At 62.6% G+C, this 17,607-nt stretch carries 17 protein-coding genes; 12 read left to right on the top strand and 5 right to left on the bottom strand.

What is annotated here, in order from left to right; translation table 11 throughout:
• Positions 1-294: 294 nt before the first annotated feature.
• The 5 genes from ASC48_RS12690 (at position 295) to ASC48_RS12710 (ending at position 5,494) form a co-directional block, all read left to right on the top strand.
• Positions 295-1,236, top strand: coding sequence for a DMT family transporter (locus tag ASC48_RS12690; RefSeq protein ID WP_055456112.1), 942 nt, complete (start codon positions 295-297; stop codon positions 1,234-1,236).
• A gap of 80 nt (positions 1,237-1,316) precedes the next feature.
• Entirely contained in the window at positions 1,317-3,827 is a 2,511-nt protein-coding gene (locus ASC48_RS12695) for a cation:proton antiporter (protein WP_055456113.1), read from the top strand.
• Between the two features lie 129 nt (positions 3,828-3,956).
• Complete coding sequence (locus ASC48_RS12700; RefSeq protein ID WP_055456114.1) at positions 3,957-4,715, top strand: SDR family oxidoreductase; 759 nt, start codon at positions 3,957-3,959, stop codon at positions 4,713-4,715.
• Between the two features lie 267 nt (positions 4,716-4,982).
• The gene (locus tag ASC48_RS12705) at positions 4,983-5,195 is read left to right on the top strand and encodes a hypothetical protein (RefSeq protein ID WP_055456115.1); all 213 of its coding nucleotides are present in this window, start codon (positions 4,983-4,985) and stop codon (positions 5,193-5,195) included.
• Positions 5,192-5,494 carry a hypothetical protein gene (locus ASC48_RS12710; RefSeq protein WP_055456116.1) on the top strand — a complete coding sequence of 101 codons (303 nt, stop codon included), beginning with the start codon at positions 5,192-5,194 and terminating at the stop codon, positions 5,492-5,494. Before ASC48_RS12705 ends, ASC48_RS12710 begins: the two co-directional genes overlap by 4 nt.
• Positions 5,495-5,868: 374 nt before the next feature.
• Here ASC48_RS12710 and mnmC2 read toward each other — a convergent pair whose 3' ends face one another.
• Positions 5,869-6,615, bottom strand: coding sequence for a tRNA (5-methylaminomethyl-2-thiouridine)(34)-methyltransferase MnmC2 (gene mnmC2, locus ASC48_RS12715; protein WP_082440115.1), 747 nt, complete (start codon positions 6,613-6,615; stop codon positions 5,869-5,871).
• Positions 6,616-6,764: 149 nt separating this feature from the next.
• Here mnmC2 and ASC48_RS12720 point away from each other — a divergent pair, with 149 nt between their 5' ends.
• The 3 genes from ASC48_RS12720 to ASC48_RS12730 all read left to right on the top strand — a co-directional run bounded on the left by ASC48_RS12720 (position 6,765) and on the right by ASC48_RS12730 (position 9,896).
• A complete protein-coding gene (locus ASC48_RS12720) occupies positions 6,765-7,913 on the top strand; it encodes an NAD(P)/FAD-dependent oxidoreductase (protein ID WP_055456118.1) in 1,149 nt (382 codons plus the stop codon).
• A 231-nt stretch (positions 7,914-8,144) separates the two neighbouring features.
• Entirely contained in the window at positions 8,145-8,630 is a 486-nt protein-coding gene (locus ASC48_RS12725; protein WP_055456119.1) for a YbaK/EbsC family protein, read from the top strand.
• An 81-nt stretch (positions 8,631-8,711) separates the two neighbouring features.
• Complete coding sequence (locus ASC48_RS12730) at positions 8,712-9,896, top strand: OmpA family protein (RefSeq protein WP_055456120.1); 1,185 nt, start codon at positions 8,712-8,714, stop codon at positions 9,894-9,896.
• A gap of 179 nt (positions 9,897-10,075) precedes the next feature.
• Here the strand turns inward: ASC48_RS12730 and ASC48_RS12735 are convergent, their stop codons facing one another.
• The 3 genes from ASC48_RS12735 to ASC48_RS12745 all read right to left on the bottom strand — a co-directional run bounded on the left by ASC48_RS12735 (position 10,076) and on the right by ASC48_RS12745 (position 12,665).
• Positions 10,076-11,383: a UDP-glucose dehydrogenase family protein gene (locus ASC48_RS12735; protein ID WP_055456121.1), complete on the bottom strand. Its 1,308-nt coding sequence runs from the start codon at positions 11,381-11,383 to the stop codon at positions 10,076-10,078.
• Between the two features lie 18 nt (positions 11,384-11,401).
• Positions 11,402-12,259 (bottom strand): 3'(2'),5'-bisphosphate nucleotidase CysQ, encoded by an 858-nt coding sequence (gene cysQ / locus ASC48_RS12740; RefSeq protein ID WP_055456122.1) that lies wholly within the window; start codon positions 12,257-12,259, stop codon positions 11,402-11,404.
• Between the two features lie 130 nt (positions 12,260-12,389).
• Positions 12,390-12,665, bottom strand: a complete 276-nt coding sequence (locus ASC48_RS12745; protein ID WP_141658947.1) for a hypothetical protein — start codon at positions 12,663-12,665, stop codon at positions 12,390-12,392.
• 320 nt (positions 12,666-12,985) lie between these two features.
• On the opposite strand from ASC48_RS12745, the gene ASC48_RS12750 reads away from it, so the two are divergent.
• Positions 12,986-13,567, top strand: coding sequence for a transglutaminase-like cysteine peptidase (locus ASC48_RS12750; protein WP_055456124.1), 582 nt, complete (start codon positions 12,986-12,988; stop codon positions 13,565-13,567).
• Between the two features lie 281 nt (positions 13,568-13,848).
• On the opposite strand, the gene ASC48_RS12755 is transcribed toward ASC48_RS12750, so the two are convergent.
• A complete protein-coding gene (locus ASC48_RS12755) occupies positions 13,849-14,223 on the bottom strand; it encodes a hypothetical protein (RefSeq protein ID WP_055456125.1) in 375 nt (124 codons plus the stop codon).
• 395 nt (positions 14,224-14,618) lie between these two features.
• Between ASC48_RS12755 and ASC48_RS12760 the strand changes: the two genes are divergently transcribed.
• The 3 genes from ASC48_RS12760 to ASC48_RS12770 all read left to right on the top strand — a co-directional run bounded on the left by ASC48_RS12760 (position 14,619) and on the right by ASC48_RS12770 (position 17,586).
• Entirely contained in the window at positions 14,619-15,281 is a 663-nt protein-coding gene (locus ASC48_RS12760; protein WP_141658948.1) for a hypothetical protein, read from the top strand.
• A gap of 140 nt (positions 15,282-15,421) precedes the next feature.
• The gene (locus tag ASC48_RS12765; RefSeq protein ID WP_167345140.1) at positions 15,422-16,765 is read left to right on the top strand and encodes an O-antigen ligase family protein; all 1,344 of its coding nucleotides are present in this window, start codon (positions 15,422-15,424) and stop codon (positions 16,763-16,765) included.
• A complete protein-coding gene (locus tag ASC48_RS12770; protein ID WP_055456128.1) occupies positions 16,762-17,586 on the top strand; it encodes a metallophosphoesterase in 825 nt (274 codons plus the stop codon). The genes ASC48_RS12765 and ASC48_RS12770 overlap by 4 nt, the downstream gene beginning before the upstream one ends.
• Positions 17,587-17,607 lie beyond the last annotated feature (21 nt).

Below are 17,607 nucleotides of genomic sequence, written 5' to 3' on the forward strand. Positions count from 1 at the left end.
AGATACCGCCGCATCATGCCCGCACTCTCTCCGCGAGCAGGCCTTGCGTCAATCCAACGAAATCCCACATGACCTTTTCCCTGAGGGAACAAATCAAATCTCCCGGCTCCCTTTGAGAAAGGGAGCCGGACCTGATGCAGACGCAAGGCAGAGAGGAATTTTCAGGCGGGGCCGCTTGCCAGCAGCGGATCAGCCGTGCAACTTCTTTGGGCACACCGCGCAACGTCCGACCTCCAGCCAGAAGCGCCTGCAGGCGCCGGAGCCTCCCTTCGGGGCGTCCGTCACGGAGCCATCATGATCCAGCCGCTTTCACGCCTCCTGCGGAGCGCCTATGACCGTCCCGTTCTCATGCTGATGCTGGCGACACTGGCCTGGGGCGGCAATTCGGTGGCAGGCAAAATGGCGATTGGCGAAGTGTCACCGATGGTCATCGTGTTCCTGCGGTGGGCCATCGTCGGCAGCATTGTGCTTGTGACCATGCGCAAGGGTATCACCGCCCACTGGCCGCAGATGCGCCCCTATTTCCTGCATCTGACGCTGATGGCCCTCTTCGGCTTCGTGGGCTTCAACATGCTGTTCTACATTGCTGCCCATTCAACGTCGGCAGTCAATCTCGGCATCATCCAGGGCGCCATGCCTGCCCTTGTGCTCATCGGCGCAGTGATTGCCTTCGGCACACGGGTGGTGGCGCTGCAGGTTGCCGGGATCTTTGTCACCATGACAGGCGTCGCTCTGGTGGCGGCCAAGGGGGACCTGAGCAATCTGGCGGCCCTGGAGATCAACATGGGCGACGGCATCATGCTGATCGCCTGCGTCTTTTATGCAGGCTACACGCTCGCCCTGCGCAACCGTCCGCTCGTGCCGGGCGCCATCTTCTTCGGCGTCATGGCGCTCATTTCCGCCGTCGCCTCCGTTCCGCCGGTGATCTATGAGGTGATGGCCGGGAACGCCCTGTGGCCGACGCCCAAGGGCTGGCTGATCGTGCTGTTCATCGCCATCTTTCCGTCCTTCCTGTCGCAGATCTTCTTCATGCGCGGCGTGGAGCTGATCGGCCCGGCGCGGGCGGGCATCTTCATCAATCTGGTGCCCATCTTCGGCGCCATTCTGGCCGTGCTGATCCTGAGCGAGCCTTTCCACCTCTACCACGCCCTTGCGCTGGGTCTGGTGTTCACCGGCATCTGGCTGTCCGAGCGGCGGAAGGCACCGGAGGCCGCCTCTGCGTCAGGTGAGGGCTAAGCACATAAAAAACTGCTTTCAAAGCAGCTTGGCAGAGAATTTTAACCACATTTTGCCACATCGCCCGCCAAGATAGGCACATGCACACTCCTGTCGTCATCGCGGCCTTCGCCAGCCTCCTTGTTGTCATCGCCCTGCTGCAGCCTCTGGCGCGGCGGCTTGACCTTGCGCCCAGCGTTCTCATTGCCGCGGTGGGCGCCATGATCGGCGTTCTCGCGGCCTATTTGCTCTATACGCCGCGCACCGACACATTCAACGCGCTGGCCTATGTCTTCGTCGATCCGCCGATCGATTCCGAGACGGTACTCTACATTTTCCTGCCACTGCTGCTCTTCCAGACGACACTGACGCTGGACGTGCGGCGGATCCTGGAAGACTGGGTTCCGATCCTGCTGCTGGCAGTCATCGCCGTGCTGGTGGCAACCGCGATCATCGGCTTTGCATTGTTCCCGCTGGCGGGTGTTTCCCTGGTGGCCTGCCTGCTGCTGGGTGCCATCGTCGCCACCACAGACCCCGTGGCCGTTGTCTCCATCTTCCGCGACATCGGCGCTCCAGGGCGCCTCGGGCGCCTCGTCGAAGGCGAAAGCCTGCTGAATGACGCCGCCGCCATCGTGCTCTTCGTCATTCTTCTGGGCATGCTGACCGGTGCGCAGACCCCCGAGCCGATGGCAGCTGTCGTCACTTTCTTCCGCTCCTTCATCGGCGGCATCCTTCTGGGCCTCGTTGCGGGGCGCGTAGCGGTGGCCTTCCTGCCGATTATGCGGGAGAACAAGCTGGCGCAGGTCACCTTCTCCGTCGCCCTGCCCTATCTCGTCTACGTGGTCAGCGAGCATCTGGCGGATGTTTCGGCCGTAGTCGCCGTGGTCGCCAGCGGCATCGTCTTCAATCTTTACGGCCCGGCCCGCATCACCCCGGATGCCTGGTCCTATCTGCATGATGTGTGGGAGCAGATCGCCTTCTGGGCCAGTTCCCTCATCTTCGTGCTTGCCTCGATCCTGATCCCCGAACTGCTGACAGGCTTCCGCATGCTGGACGCCCTGCTGCTGGTCGTTCTCATCGTTGCCGCCCTTGCCGCACGCGCCGTGGTCATATTCGGGATCATGCCACTGCTTGAGGTGATGAAACTCAGCGAACCGGTCAATACACGCTACAAGACCGTCATTCTCTGGGGCGGCATGCGCGGTGCGGTGACGCTGATCCTTGCCCTGTCCATCACCGAGCACCGGACCCTGCCGGATGATGTGCAGCGCTTCGTGGCCGTTCTGGCCACCAGCTTCGTGCTCTTCACCCTGCTGATCTACGGCACCACGCTGAAGCCGCTGATCAAGATCCTGAAGCTCAACACCCTGTCGCCGCTGGATCAGGCGCTGCGGCACCAGTTCCTGGCGCTTGCCCTCTCGGATGTGCGGGACAAGGTGGACGAGGCCGCGCACGCCTATTCCATTTCGGATGCCATCGCCCGCAAGGTCAGCGATGACTATGCGGCGCGCTCGGCCGAAGCGGCGGAAATCAATGCCTTTGCCGAAGACATCATGGACCGTGAACGCGTGCTGCTGGGCCTCATCGCCCTTGCCGACCGGGAAAGGGTATTCGTTCTCAAGCATTTCCGCGAAGGCACGGTTTCCAACCGCACCATCACCAGCCACCTGGCGATTGTCGGCCGGATCGCCGATCAGGCGCGCACCAAGGGCCGGACCGGCTACAACCGCTCTGCCCGGCGGATCGTCTCCTTCGGCAAGCTGTTCCGCCTCGCCCAGTGGACCCAGCGCTGGCTGAAGATCGACCTGCCGCTGCGCATCGTCGTGGCCGACCGTTTCGAGCGGCTGCTGCTGACCCGCATCGTCCTGAACGAGCTGATCGAGTTCAACAGCAACCGCATCAAGCCGCTCCTGGGCGACCGTGTGGCTTCGATCCTGCACGAAACCCTCGACATCCGCCGCGAGGATATCGTCCAGGGGCTGGATGCCATGCGCCTGCAATATCCCGATTATGCCGATGCGCTGGAGCTGGACTTCCTGCGCCGCACCGGCCAGCGCTTCGAGGAGGCCGCCTATTCCGACGCCTATACCCAGACGCTGATCGGCACCGAGCTTTACAACGACCTCAAGCACGAGCTGGCCCAGCGCCGCACCACCGGCGGCGGCCGCCCGCGTCTGGACCTTGGGCTGAAGACCCGCGATCTCGTTGCCCAGAACCCGTTCTTCTCCGGGCTGAAGGATGCCGAGCGTGAGGAAATCGTCCGGCTGATGCGCCCGCGCTTTGCAACGCCCGGCGAATACATCATCCGCAAGGGCGAGAAAGGCGACGCAGCCTATTTCATCTCATCGGGAGCCGCAGAGGTGCGGACCGCCTTCGGCACGCATGCCGTCGGACGTGGCGATGTGGTGGGCGAAATCGCCCTTCTGACCGGCCAGCCGCGCAGTGCCGATGTGGTCGCCCTTGGCTATTGCAATCTGCTGGTGCTCTCGGCCTCCGATTTCCGCGCGTTGATGAAGCGTTCGGCGGATCTGCGCGCCCACGTGGAACATCTGGCCCAGGTCCGCCTCGGCATGAACCAGGCAGATGCGGCGGCGCTTGCCGCGCCAGAATAGCTTTCCCTTGTTGCAGAACACTTTTGCCGCCTTCCGGTCTTGCCGGAGGGCGGGACTGCGGGCTAGCCTGCAGCCGGAGTTGTCAGACAACATGGCCGCACAGACTTGTGGCCGTATGGGAGATGTTTCATGGATTTCACCGGCAAGACCGTTCTCGTCACCGGCGCAAGCTCCGGCATTGGCCGTGCCACCGCCATTGCCTTCCTGAAGGCCGGCGCGAATGTGGTTCTCACCGGCCGCCGGGAGGATGCGCTGGCGGATACACTCGCCCGCTCGGAAGCTGCTGCTGACAAGGCCCTGATCCTGGCAGGAGATGTGAGCACCGAAAGCTTCACCGATGGTCTTTTTGCCCGTCTGGGCGAGCGGTTCGGCCGTCTGGATGTGGTGTTCAACAACGCCGGCATCAGCCTGCCCTCGACGCTGATCGACGACATGAAGCCCGAGGACTTCCGCAAGGTGCTGGATGTGAATGTTTACGGCGCTTTCCTCATTGCCCGTGGCGCCTTCGGCATGATGCGCCACCAGACGCCGCAGGGCGGGCGCATCATCAACAACGGCTCGATCTCCGCCGCCGTGCCGCGTCCGGGTTCTGTTGCCTACACCGCGTCCAAGCATGCCATCACCGGCCTCACCCGCACCCTTTCGCTCGACGGGCGGCCCTTCTCCATCGCCTGCGGCCAGATCGATATCGGCAACGCCGCCTCGGACATGACGGAAGCAATGCAGAAAGGCGTGCCGCAGGCCAATGGCACCATCGCCCCGGAACCGGTGATGGATGTGGCCCATGTCGCCAGCTCCGTGCTGCACATGGCCAGCCTGCCGCTGGAGGCCAATGTCCAGTTCATGACCGTGATGGCCACAAATATGCCCTTCATCGGCCGCGGCTGATTTTCTTCCAACATCTGACGCAGGTGCCGCCGGACCTTCCGGCGGCATTTGTATTTTTCAGTCTTGCGCAGGTCGCTTCTCACCGAGATCTGAAACGATCCATCAATAAATCTCTATTTATTTCAGAATTGCTTACAACATTTTTCTGAAAAATCGCCACATAAACACCAAACAGACAGCCCATCTTTTTTCAGGTAGCGCCGATTTTCCAGTTTTCGGCAAGGCGAAGATCTTGTTTTTGATTTAGGAATTCACGGAGCCAGCCCCGTGCCTCATCCGCTCTACAGCTACCGGCGCCTGCGGTACGGTCTGCTTCCGGCCGTGGTGCTGCTGCTGGCAGGAGAGGCACCGGCCAATGCACAGGCCGTCTCGCAAGGCTGCCTTGAGATCAACGCCGGGCATTTCAACGCCATGTCCGGCAATCTCAATCAGATCGAGCGGACGGCAGCCGGCTTCGGCACTGGGGACACGACACGGTGACCATCACCTTCACGCCGAACAGCGGCACGCCCTATCGCTACACCCTGTCCGAAACCGGCGAACCGCCCAGATCTGCCGCTCCCTCCGGTGCGATGACGATCACCCGCACCATCGAGCGGGCAAACAGTGCATTGACGCTGCAGTTCCGGACTGAGGGGCTTTATTTCGACACGGTCACGGTTACCGCCGCCTGCGTTCCATCGCGAGAGACAGGCCCCATGAGCCCGGAAGCTGCCAGCATCCGGAGTTTCCGGGAGGCACAGGGGCGGGCCTCTCTCTCCGGAAGCGCGCTTCTATAGCGCCTATGAGCGGCACGGCAGCTGCACGGCCAGCAACGGCACCTCAATGGAGGCGATGGATGTGTTTCTGGGGCGCACGACCCTCGGCGCGCGGGCCAGCATCACCCAGACACTCACCCCCCGATATCAAGGCCTTTCCCTATGCGGGCGTCTATGCCAACCTGCGTTACTCGCAGGCCCTCGACCTGAGCCAGCCGAATACCGAGCCAATGGTGGCCGGAGCCTGGTCTGCCCTCACCAGCGCCAGCCTCGGCGTCAACTTTTCAGGCCGCCGGGGGGGCCAGCCTCAATCTGGGCGGCCAGGTGTCCGGCATCGGCGCCAGCAGCCAGAGCTGGAGCGCCACGGGGCGCCTCTCCATCGGCTTCTGAAGCGCTCAGCGCCGCATGCCACGCATCATCTGCCGCTTGCCCGCAAAGCCCTTGATACGCTCCACCTCAAAGCCCGCACCCTCAAGATTGCGCCGCACCCATCCAGCGGCGCTATAGGTGGCAAAGGTGCCGCCCGCTGCCGTCAGGCCATGCACAGACGCCATCAGCTCCGGGCTCCAGAGCTCCGGATTCTTCGCCGGGGAGAAGCCATCGAGGAACCACGCCTCGACCGGCAGCGCGGACAAAAGCCCGTCAGGCCCCTGTCCCGATGTCAGCGCTGGCAGAAGAACGCGCGCGTCGCCAATGCCAAGCCACAGGCGCGCCCCGTCCACCGCCGCCAGATGCCAGCCCGGCGCCAGCGCGCCGTCATCTGAAGCCATGCCGGCAAGCGCCGCGCGCAGCTCAGCCGCTTCCCCGGCCACATCGGGAAAGGCCGCATGCGCCCGCTCCAGCTGCGCCAGCGTCAGGGGATAAGCCTCGAAGGACAGAAAGGTCAGCTGCGGCGGCGCCTCCAGTGTCCGGATCAGCTTCAGTGTGGCCAGAAGGTTCAGCCCGGTGCCGAAGCCAAGCTCGCCGATGGTGAAGCCTTGACGCCCCGCCATGCGCTGCGGCAGGCCATTGCCTGCGTGGAACACATGGCCCGTCTCGGCCAGACCACCCGCGCGGGAGAAATAGGTGTCGCCGAAGCGCCCGGCGCGGGGCACTCCGTCTTCCAGCCATTCCAGCTCCGGCGCTGTGCCTGCCTGCGGCAATTCAGCCCTCAAATCCTCTTGCCCTGCCTGTGTCATGCGCTACTGATCGGATCGTGACAGTTGCCTTGGATTGCATCACTTCCGGACGAGATGTCAAAGCCAATCCATCCTTCTGCCCGCGCCATCAGTACAAGCCAAGGACGCCCCGCATGACCCAGCAGCCCAGCCCCGCCATCCTTCAGGGGGCACCGGATGTTCTGGTCATCGGTGCTGGCGTCTTCGGCCTCTCCATCGCACGGGCTGCGGCAGAGGCCGGTCTGTCGGTCACACTGGTGGAAGCGGATCAAGTGGGGTCAGGTGCCAGCGGCGGCGTTCTTGGTGCGCTGATGCCGCATATGCCTGCCCGCTGGAATGCCAAGAAGGCCTTTCAGTTTGAGGCCCTTGCCGGTCTTGAGGGGCACATTGCCCAACTTGAGGCCGAGACGGGCCTTGAGACCGGCTACCGCCGCTGCGGCCGGGTTCTTCCCATCACCACGGCGGATCTTCTCACGCACCACCACGCCCGGGCGGCTGAGGCGCGGACGCACTGGAACACCCCTGTTACCGGCTTTGCCTACGAGATCGAGGAGGCGGGGGACCACGCTGCCTGGCTTGCCCCCGAAGCCGCCCCCTTTGGCGTTGTCCGCGAGACGCTGGCCGCGCGCATCAGCCCCCGCCGCTATCTTCAGGCGCTGGCGCTGGCCTTTTCCGCGCGCGGCCGACTCATCACCGGTGCGCCCGTTGCTAGCGTCAGCGGCAGCGCCCCTTCCGTCACCCTCGCGGATGGAGAGATTCTCAGTGCCGGTGCCATCGTTCTGGCGCAGGGTTTTTCCAGCTTTGCCATGCTGGAGGCGCTGACCGGCAAACCGCTTGGCGAGGGCGAGAAGGGACAGGCCCTGCGCGTCGCCGCCCCGGAGCTTTCCGCCATGCCCGCCGTCTACTGCGACGGCCTCTACGTTGTGCCCCACGGGGACGGCACCGTCGCCATCGGCAGCACCGCGATCGCCGGCCGCACGGACACCGAAGCGGAGGCGGCCCCCGCCGCGGCCCTGCTCGCCCGTGCCATACGCTTCTGCCCCGCCTTGGCGGGCCGCGCGCTTGTGGAGACCTGGGCCGGCGTGCGTCCGAAGCCGTTTGGCCGTGATCCGCTGGTTGGCCGCGTTCCCGGCTTCGACAGCATCTTTACCGCCACCGGCGGCTTCAAGATCAGCTTTGGCATTGCCCATCTTGTTGGTGCGGCCCTTGCCGCCGAGCTTTGCGGCAAGGAGCCTGAGCACCCCCTGCCCCCGACCTTCCGCACGAGCGCCCACTTTGCCTGACCCCGCAGTTTGACCATCTGGCATTCCGGCCTCCCTATGCCCATCCGGCAAAGCCCCGGGAGGGCGCTGACATTCGCCTCCCGCCGAGGAGAGGCTTCCATTCCAAGGGACGCAGGTACGCTGCACATGTGAGGTGAAGGGCTGGACACTCCGCCAACAGGTCGTTACCCTCCCAGAAGCGAACCGAACGGTTCGGTACGCGGATCATCACCAGAGTTGCAGGGGAAGACTATGAGCCTTGAGAGCGTGCGCGCCTTCTTTGCCAGCAAGGCACCGGATATCGAGGTGATGGTGAAGGATGCCAGCACCGCCACCGTTGTAGAAGCTGCTGCGGCTCTTGGCGTTGAACCAGCGCAGATTGCCAAGACGCTCTCTATCGCTGCCGGCGATGAGACGATCCTTCTGGTCACACGCGGCGATGCCCGCCTCGACAACAAGAAGGCCAAGGCCGCCTTTGGCAGCAAGGTGAAGATGCTGGGGCTGGATGTGGTGGAAGAGATCACCGGCCACCCGGTCGGCGGTGTCTGCCCCTTCGGCCTCGCCCGCCCTCTGAAGGTCCACTGCGATGTGTCGCTGAAGGCCTTTGATGTGGTCTATCCCGCAGCTGGTGCCGTCAATGCTGCCGTCTGCATCACCCCGGAGCGCATGGCCGAACTGACGGATGCCATCTGGGTGGATGTCTGCCGGGAGCCGGAAGCCGCCGCGCAGGACGCCTGAACGCCGTCCTGCGGCTTCATCTTGCCGCCGCATTCTCTGGCCTTAATGCCGCTCCAGATTTCTATTCGCGGAGCGGACCAGATGATTTCAACCCGTTATTCTCTTGCCCGGCTCGCCGTCATATCCCTTGCCGGCGTTTCCCTGTTCGTTTTCCCGGCAAATGCCGGGAGCATCAACGTTACATTCACTCTGGCTGGCGAGGCATTCGATGGCCCGCCCGCATACGAAATCCGATATGGTGACCAGGAAATAGCCAAGGGCACTGTTGAAAACGCAATCGATACATCAACAGACGGACCGCTCTCAAAGCTGACGGACTGGCAGGATCATCAGAAGGCAGTCACTTTCACCGTCGATTCTGCCGATCTTGAAAAGAACCAGCCCTTCTCCGTCCACTTCACCAATGACAAATGGGGCGGCGCAGGCACGGCAATGGACCGGAACCTCTACGTGCTGTCGGCGGAAATCGGCAGCGTGAAGGTTCCAGCGCAAGACATCAAGGTGCTTGACAAGGCTCAGCCCAAGGACAACGCCACCGGACCGCGCGGCGCCCGGCTTAGCAACAATTCCAGCATTGCCGTGATCGAGCCGCCGGCAACCGGCTGGCTGCCGGCCTCTGCACAGGCCGGGGAAAACACGCCTTCCGAAAATCCGGTGCCTCCGGTTGCGGACGCGCAAACACAAGAGACGCAAACACCGGACGCACCAAGACAGGGGGCCCTGCCTCCGGCCGAGCCTGCTCCCGCGGACAAGGCTCCGGAAGCACAGGCTGACGCCACTGCCGAGCCGTCCACGTCCCCGGCCGTTCCTGACGCCCCGGCCGTTCCTCAGGCCTCTGCGCCGGAAGCTGCCGTGCCTGCCGCTGGTGAAAAGGTGCCGAACGCGCCGAAGTCCAAGGCATCGGCCAACACGGCAACGCCGAGCCCGAAAGCCAAATGCGCGCCCAAGCGCGTTGATGTGACCGGCTTCCCGCTCAACCGCTCGGACCTGCCCGGCAAAGCGCACCTGCCGCTGAAGACGCTGGCGGAGCTGAGTGCAAAAGAGGGCTGCAAGCTGGAGGTGACCGGCTTCAGCAGTGTCGCCGGCCCGCGCAAGACGAACGAGGCCCTTGCCCATGCGCGTGCGCAGGCCGTGGCAGGTTTCCTGACGGAAAAGGGCGCCAGCGCGGACCGCATCACCATTGTCACCGTCGGCGAAACCCGCCGCTTCGGCCGCACCGGCGCGCTCAACCGCCGCGTCACCGTCGAGGTCATGGACGGAAACTGATACCAAGGCTTTCGATGCTGACGCATCACGCCTTGAAGATGCTCAAGCGCCGCACGGGCTTAGCCAATTCTCGATGAGTCAAGCACATCGAGAATTGGTATGAGTCCAATCCCCCTGCGAAATGGAAAATGCCCCGGCTCACCGCCGGGGCATTGCTGTTTCATGAGACCTGACAGATATCAGTAGCTGCGGCCAACACTGACGTAGTTGAAGCCGCGCTGGGTCATGTCATCAATGCGGTAGATGTTGCGCAGGTCGATGACGTTCGGCGCGCGCATGATCGACTTCAGCCGGTTGAGATCCAGCGCACGGAACTGGTCCCATTCCGTGATGATCACTACCGCATCGGCATTCTCGACCGCATGATACGGGCCGTCACAGAACATCACGTCCGTCATGGACTTGGACGCCTCATGCATGCTTACCGGATCGAAGGCGCGGATCGTGGCACCGGCTTCCTGCAGGCGCTTGATGATCGGAATGGACGGCGCCTCGCGCATGTCGTCGGTGTTTGGTTTGAAGGCAAGGCCAAGCACGGCCACCGTCTTGCCGGCGATGTCACCGCCCAGATGACGGATCACCTTGTCGGCCATGGCCAGCTTGCGGTCATCATTGACCTTGATCACCGTATCGACGATCTGCACAGGAGACCCTGCCTCGTGGCCAATCTTGGACAGGGCCAGAGTGTCCTTCGGGAAGCAGGAGCCGCCATAGCCGGGACCTGCATGCAGGAACTTGGAGCCGATGCGGTTGTCAAGGCCGATCCCGCGCGACACTTCCTGAACGTTGGCCCCCACCTTCTCGCAAAGGTCGGCCATCTCGTTGATGAAGGTGATCTTCACGGCGAGGAAGGCGTTTGCGGCATATTTGATCAGCTCGGACGTGCGGCGGCGCGTCACCAGGATCGGCGTTTCATTGAGATAAAGCGGGCGGTACAGTTCGCGCATCACCTCGACGGCACGCGGATCATCCGTACCGACGACGATACGGTCCGGACGCTTGAAGTCCTCGATGGCCGCGCCTTCGCGCAGGAATTCCGGGTTGGATACGACGGCAAAGTCAGCTGCCGGATTGACGCGGCGGATGATGTCCTCCACCTCGTCACCGGTGCCCACCGGAACGGTGGACTTGGTGACCACCACCGTGAAATCCTTGATGGCGGCGGCGATCTCTTCGGCCGCACCATAGACATAGCTCAGGTCCGCATGGCCATCGCCACGGCGCGACGGCGTGCCCACGGCGATGAACACCGCATCCGCACCGGCAATGGCGTCTGCCGCATCAGTGGTGAAGGACAGGCGCTCTTCGCGCACGTTCTTGGCAACAAGTTCAGCCAGGCCCGGCTCATAGATCGGGATCTGTCCCTGGTTCAGTGCGTCAATCTTGCTGGCGTCCTTGTCGACGCAGATGACCGTATGACCAAAATCCGCAAAGCAGGTGCCGGAAACAAGCCCGACATACCCAGTCCCAATCATTGTCACGCGCATGGCGGTAACCTCATTTAATCAAATATGACTTGCTTTCAGAACCACCGGAGCAAGCTCCGGATCGCCGATTGCGATGAAAGCGGAATTCTCGAGCCCGCTGCCATCCCGTGAGGCGGGAGCGTGATACGCGAGTTCCGTGGCCTCTGCCCCACCCGGGGTCAGAGACAAAACCCTTCCGCCGGCTGCACGCAGAACCGCGTGACCGGCAGCAATATCCCATTGCATGGTCGGCGACAGGCGCGGATAGACATCCGCGCGTCCTGCCGCCACCAGGCACAATTTCAATGAAGATCCCGCAGACGTGACATCCGAGACGGGCAGTTGCTCAATCAGCTGCTTGGTGCGCGCGCAGGCATGGGAACGGCTGGCCAGAACCGTCAAACCACCCTCAGGCGCCGGGCGAACATGGACCGGCACACCGTCCCCCGCCTCCAGCGCGTCAGGGCTGACCCTGGCCATGCGGGCATCCGCACCGCCGGTCCAGTAAATTTCGCCTGAAGCCGGAGCATAGACGACGCCGGCCACCGGAACACCCCGGTCGATCAGCGCAATATTGACCGTGAATTCGCCGTTGCGGCTGATGAACTCGCGGGTTCCGTCAAGCGGGTCGACGAGAAAATAACGGCTTGCAGCAGCCGGCACATGCCCGGCCGAAACCGCCTCCTCCGCAATAACCGGAATGTCCGGGCAGGCATCCGCAAGGCCCTTCAGGATGACCGCTTCAGCCGCCCGGTCAGCCAGGGTCACGGGCGATCCGTCCTTTTTTTCGGCCGCGTCATGATCACCGGAATAGATTTCGAGGATAGCCCGCCCCGCCTCCAGCGCCATGCTGATCAGAGGTTTGCAGTCGATGGCAGCTTCTCTCGCCGCAGCCATATGGCCAAGCTCCGTCACACCAGATCCCCACGCTTTACACTGCTCTTCTCATACAGAGGAAAGCTGTGCAGCGCGAGCGGAAATTGGCAGCAGAAGTTGCGAATGAAATCAGCGGCTTCGCTGAAAGCCCTCAGGCCGCAAGACGTTCTGCGGGCTGGGTTCCAGCCCTTGCACGCGCCTGCTGGCCAAGGACGGAGCCAGCCTTCGGCCGCATCATCAGCGCTGCCAGCGTCGCCACCATAAGCGCAACAGGCCAGAACAGCGCGGAAACCACGGCAAGTGCGGCGGAGAAGCGGGAGAAGTTACGGGTTTCAACCAGCTCGGCAAAGGAGAACGTCAGGAAAAATCCGGCAACAATGCAATAGATCCCGCCACCGAGAAGGCTCAGAACAAGGGTTCCAGTCATCGCAAACTCCACGCCGGTCAACTGCCGATGCCAGGCTCCGCGGGCACTGCCACCCGGTGGAGATCCACGGCATTTGAGCAATTCGATTCATAGACTGGAAATCATTAACAAGGCTTGAACTTCCGTAACGGCTCCACGGCCCCGCCACACTTCTCTTCAAGCGCCAGAAAAAGAGCACTTCGATAAAATTGTCCCGATCCATTTAAAATGCTTTCAGGAGGAGACGCTGTATCAACGGAACAGGATCAAGGGAAAGTCATGCGCCGTAAGGTCTCAAGCCGATGGCTGCTGCTTCCACCATTCGAAGATGGGAAAAGGTCATGTTCAAGAAAGTACTTGCAGCGGCGGCCGCGGCGCTTTTTCTCAGCGCAACCGCATATCAACCGGCCCAAGCCAGCTGGTTTGGCGGTGCCCGCACACTCGGAGACCCGGAAATCTCGCGCATCGAGCCGAAGAACACTGTTCGCGCGCCGCTGGCCTATCAGATCTTCTGCCTGCGCAACAGTGCCGAGTGCCGGAAGTCCAAGGGCGCAACGTCTGTTCCCTACTCGGCCGCCCTCGCCGCCAAGATCGAACGGGTGAACCTGTCCGTGAACCGCTCAATGAAGTGGAGGCAGGACGAGCGCGATATCTGGAAGGTTGGCGGCGCAGCCGGCGACTGTGAGGATTTTGCCCTGACCAAGCGCAGCCGCCTGGTCCGCATGGGCGTTCCTGCCGGAGCACTGCGCATGGCCGTCGTGAAGACACGCAAGGGCGAAGGGCATGCTGTTCTGGTGGTCCGCACCACCAAAGGCGACCTCGTTCTCGACAACACCAAGGATGAAGTCCTCACCCGCGAACAGACGAACTACCGCTGGATCGGCCTTGCCTCTGCCGACCCGCTGAAGTGGGAACGCCTCTGACACGGGACATATGACACAAACGCATTGGGCCCTGAAGTGCCAAAGCGCCGCCTGGCTCCGCCTCAGGCGGTGCTTTTTTTTCAAAATGGCGCTGCGGGAGATCATGCATGTTCTCTCTCGCGGGCTGTTTGCGCCCCCGCCCTCCCGCTGCACGCAGCGGCGTGAGACCGGATGAGGAAAAGGCGTGCCACACAAAAGAAAAGCGCGCCAAATGGCGCGCTTTCATTCTACCGCAAAGCGTCAGGAATTCACATCAAGCCTGACGAGGTCAGGCAGCAGCATCAGCTTTCGCTGGCAGCCGTCTCGATGTCAAGGCCACCGGCGTCTGCGCTGAGGGTGCTGGCGAGGCTGGCAAGCTGGGCGCGCTGACCGGCATCCGGGCTGTATGCGGCTGCGGCCTGAATGCCGCGGGCCACGTTTGCGCCGGCACCCGGAATTTCTGCAAGGCGCGCTCCGAGATTGGCGATCGCGGCGACACGGCGGGCAGCCGGCACAGTGGCGAGGTACGCATTGACGAGCGCGGCACAATCACTGCCGGACGCGCAGCCTGCAACGACCGCCTCGACAGTCAACGCCTGCTGAGCATGCGCCGGAACAGAAACACCTGCGATCATTGCGGCTGCGGCAGCAGCCTGGACCATCTTCAAAAGAGCCATTTTGTGTCTCCTAAAACTATAAATTTCATCACGCAACGGAGCGCATGCCGTAAAGTCCGGCAATCTCGGACTCTTCTATGCCATACCTTTCAAAACTTGTCATCAGTTTTTACAGATTCCGTTAACCCATGCAAGGATCATGGTTACCTGCCATTTTCCGCGAAGGAAAGTCCGCCTGGCGGCACTTTCTGGGGACACTGCCCTCCGCCCTCCTTCCACATCTATTTAGAATTTTGGTGTAATACGCAATAACGTGATGCCAATGACAGATTTTGCCGTGTCAGACGCATCAGGATGGGTTTATGTTCACGTCCTGCAGGCACTGCAGGCAAAAAAGCAGAGCAACTTTAGCCTTGAAGTCTCGTAAAGGAAATTTCCCAACCGGGCGCCGGCCGGTGCGTTTGGCGCTTGCCGGCTGCATCGCCGGTCTCGGCCTCGCCCTTGCCGGGCTGGATGCGGTCATCGGCGAAAGCAGCGCCTTCTTCACCCGGTCGGGCAATCAGGCCGAACGGCTGCAGCCGCTTTATGATGGCAAGGCCCGGCCCAGCTTGTCGACCTACTCGAACAAGCTGCTGATGCGGGACTGCGACGAAGCCCTGTCCTCCGTTTATGCCCGTCTTCTTCCCCAGGAGCAGCGGGAGGCCGGAGCGCGCAACTGCCTTGCCCTTGCACGGGAAGTGACAGGCAGCTCGCCTGCCAGCGGCGTGGCATGGCTCATTCAGGCAAAGGCACAGGACGTGCTCGGAGATCGGGCAGCGGCAGCGGCGGCGATCCGGCGCTCCCAGGAGGCGTCGGCGGGAGAAGGCTGGCTCGCCGTTTCACGCATCCGCTTTCTGCTGCCGAGACTTTCGGCGATGGGTGAGGAGGGACGGGCCATCCTTGTGCCTGACGTGACATTGCTGGCCATGTCACGCAACGGTCCGGCCCGCCTTGCGGAACTCTACCAGCAGAACGGTGAAAACGGTCAGGCTCTGATCGGTATAATCGACAACTTGCCGAATGAGCCAAAGACGCAATTCTTGCGGCAGCTACGGGCCCAGTCGCGTCAGGGCGCCTGACGCGGTCCATAAGAACGACGTTATTCAGAGACCCCTAAATGTTCAGCAGCAGGCCCAGAGCAACCCGGGACAGACTGTCCTCACACGGCAGCGGCACCACCCGTCTCAATGACGCCGCCGGCAGGGTTCTCCTTGCCGTCATGCTTGTGGCCCCGGTGCCATTCGGCAGCAACAGGCCTGTTTTCTGGGCGCTCTGGGCCCTGGTGCTCGGGCTTGTGCTCGCCTGGTACTGCTTGCAGTTCAGCCGCTCCGGCAGCGTCAGCCTGCGGATGCCTCTTTCCGCCACATGGCCGGTGGCGATCCCGTTTTTCGCCGTTGCTGCCTTCATGCTGGCCCAGACCCTGCCGCTCGGCAATTTCACCTTCACCGGGCAGACCGGTGCCGTTTTCGAAAGCCGCAGCATCAGCCTTGTGCCGGGCGACACATTTCTCGCCCTGTTGCGCTGGCTGTCCTATGGCGTGCTTTTCTTCCTCGCAGTACAGGCAGGCGTGCGCAAGAACCGCGCGCGGCGGATCACGCTGTTTCTGACAGGCATCGTCACGGCCCAGGCGCTCTATGCCATCATCGCCCTGCTTTACCTGGGTGATGGCGTGCTGTTCGTCGAAAAGTCGCAGTACATGGGCGATGCCACAGGCACATTCATCAACCGGAACTCCTTTGCCACTTTCATGGGGTTTGGCGCCATTCTGGCTGCCCTGCTTGTCCTGCCACCGGCTGAGAACGAACCCGGCTCGCCCCCGCCGCAGTTGCGCGGCGTCGGCGAGCGCAGCGGCCTGCCCAAGCGGGGCTTCAGGATCTCATCCCAGCAGGTCCTGGCTGCCACCGCCTTCCTCATCATCATAGCGGCACTTGCCGCCTCCAATTCGCGCATGGGTCTTTTTGCCGGCGGCTGCGGCGTCGCAACCGCCGTGCTCCTGCGCCTGCCCTCACTGCGCAGCCGCCTCATTGCCTTCAGCCTGCTGATAGCGGGCGGACTGGCGATCGTTGCCGTTTATGGCCAAGGCACGCTGGAACGCAGCCTGACCGTTGAACGGGATGCCGACGTCCGCTGGGCAGTCTACGAAAACACCTTCAGAATGATCGGCGACCGCCCCCTTCTCGGTTTCGGCGCAAGCACGTTCGAAGCGGCCTATCCGCTTTACAATGTCATGCCCCGGTCCACCTCCGTCGTCTTTGACAAGGCGCACTCCACGTACCTGGCACACTGGAGCGAGATGGGCCTCTTGTTCGGCAGCCTGCCGATCGTCATCGTCCTTGTCATTGCCGCCTCGCTTCTGCCGGCGGCTCTGTTTCGCGGCAACCGGCAGATCGAAATCTGCGCGGCATCAGGAGCGATCGTCCTGGGCGCCGTTCACTCGCTTGTCGATTTCAGTCTTGAGATCGAAGCCGTCACCTTCCTCTTTGTCATCATGCTGGGCCTTGGCTATGCCGCAGCGCGTGAACGCGCTGCGCGCGCCGCGGGAGATGCAGGAGGCAGCGCATGAGGCGCCTGCTGACTGCATTTGGCGGCCTCTTTTCGGGCAGAGCGCGGGAAACCGGAGGCGTCAATCCGCGCGTTATCCTGCGCGAAGACCGGCCACAGGTGCTCTATGCCGTAGGCGACATCCACGGATGCCTTGATCTTTATGAAGAGCTCGAGGCCATGATCCTGGAGGACGCGGCCCAGTTCTCCGGCCCTGCAGACCTCATTCTGCTCGGCGACCTCGTCGACCGCGGCCCTTCGACCGCGCAGATGCTCGATCGCATGCTGGCCCCGCCTCGCGGCGGCATGAGGCGCACCATTCTTGCGGGCAATCATGAAATGATGATGCTCGGCTTCCTGGAGGATCCGAAAGCGAACATGGCCTGGCTGGCCCACGGCGGCAAGGAGGCGCTCTTTTCCTACGGCATGAGCGCGGAGGAAATTGACAACCTCCGGCGCAATCCCAGAACGGCTGCGATGCTATTGCGCAGCTACATCCCGGAAGAGCATGTGCAGCTGCTGGACAGCCTGCCGGCGGCATACGCGATGCCCGGCATCATATTCGCTCACGCGGGCATCCGCCCGAATGTGCCGCTTGCGCTGCAGGACGATCTGGATCTGGCCTGGATAAGACAGGATTTTCTGTCCAGCACCGCCGACCATGGTGCCATCGTGGTGCATGGGCATACGGTCGTTCAGGCGCCCGAGGTCCATAGCAACCGCATCGCCATCGATACCGGCGCATATGCAACCGGAGTACTGACAGCTCTGCGCGTGACCTACGACGGGCATATTTCCTTCCTGCAGGCAAGCGCTGGACGCAAAGGCGCTGCTCAAGTATGACTTTGCGCGATAATGTTTTGT

Origin of the sequence: Pannonibacter indicus, assembly GCF_001418225.1 — a bacterium.
GTDB classification, from domain to species: Bacteria; Pseudomonadota; Alphaproteobacteria; order Rhizobiales; family Stappiaceae; genus Pannonibacter; species Pannonibacter indicus.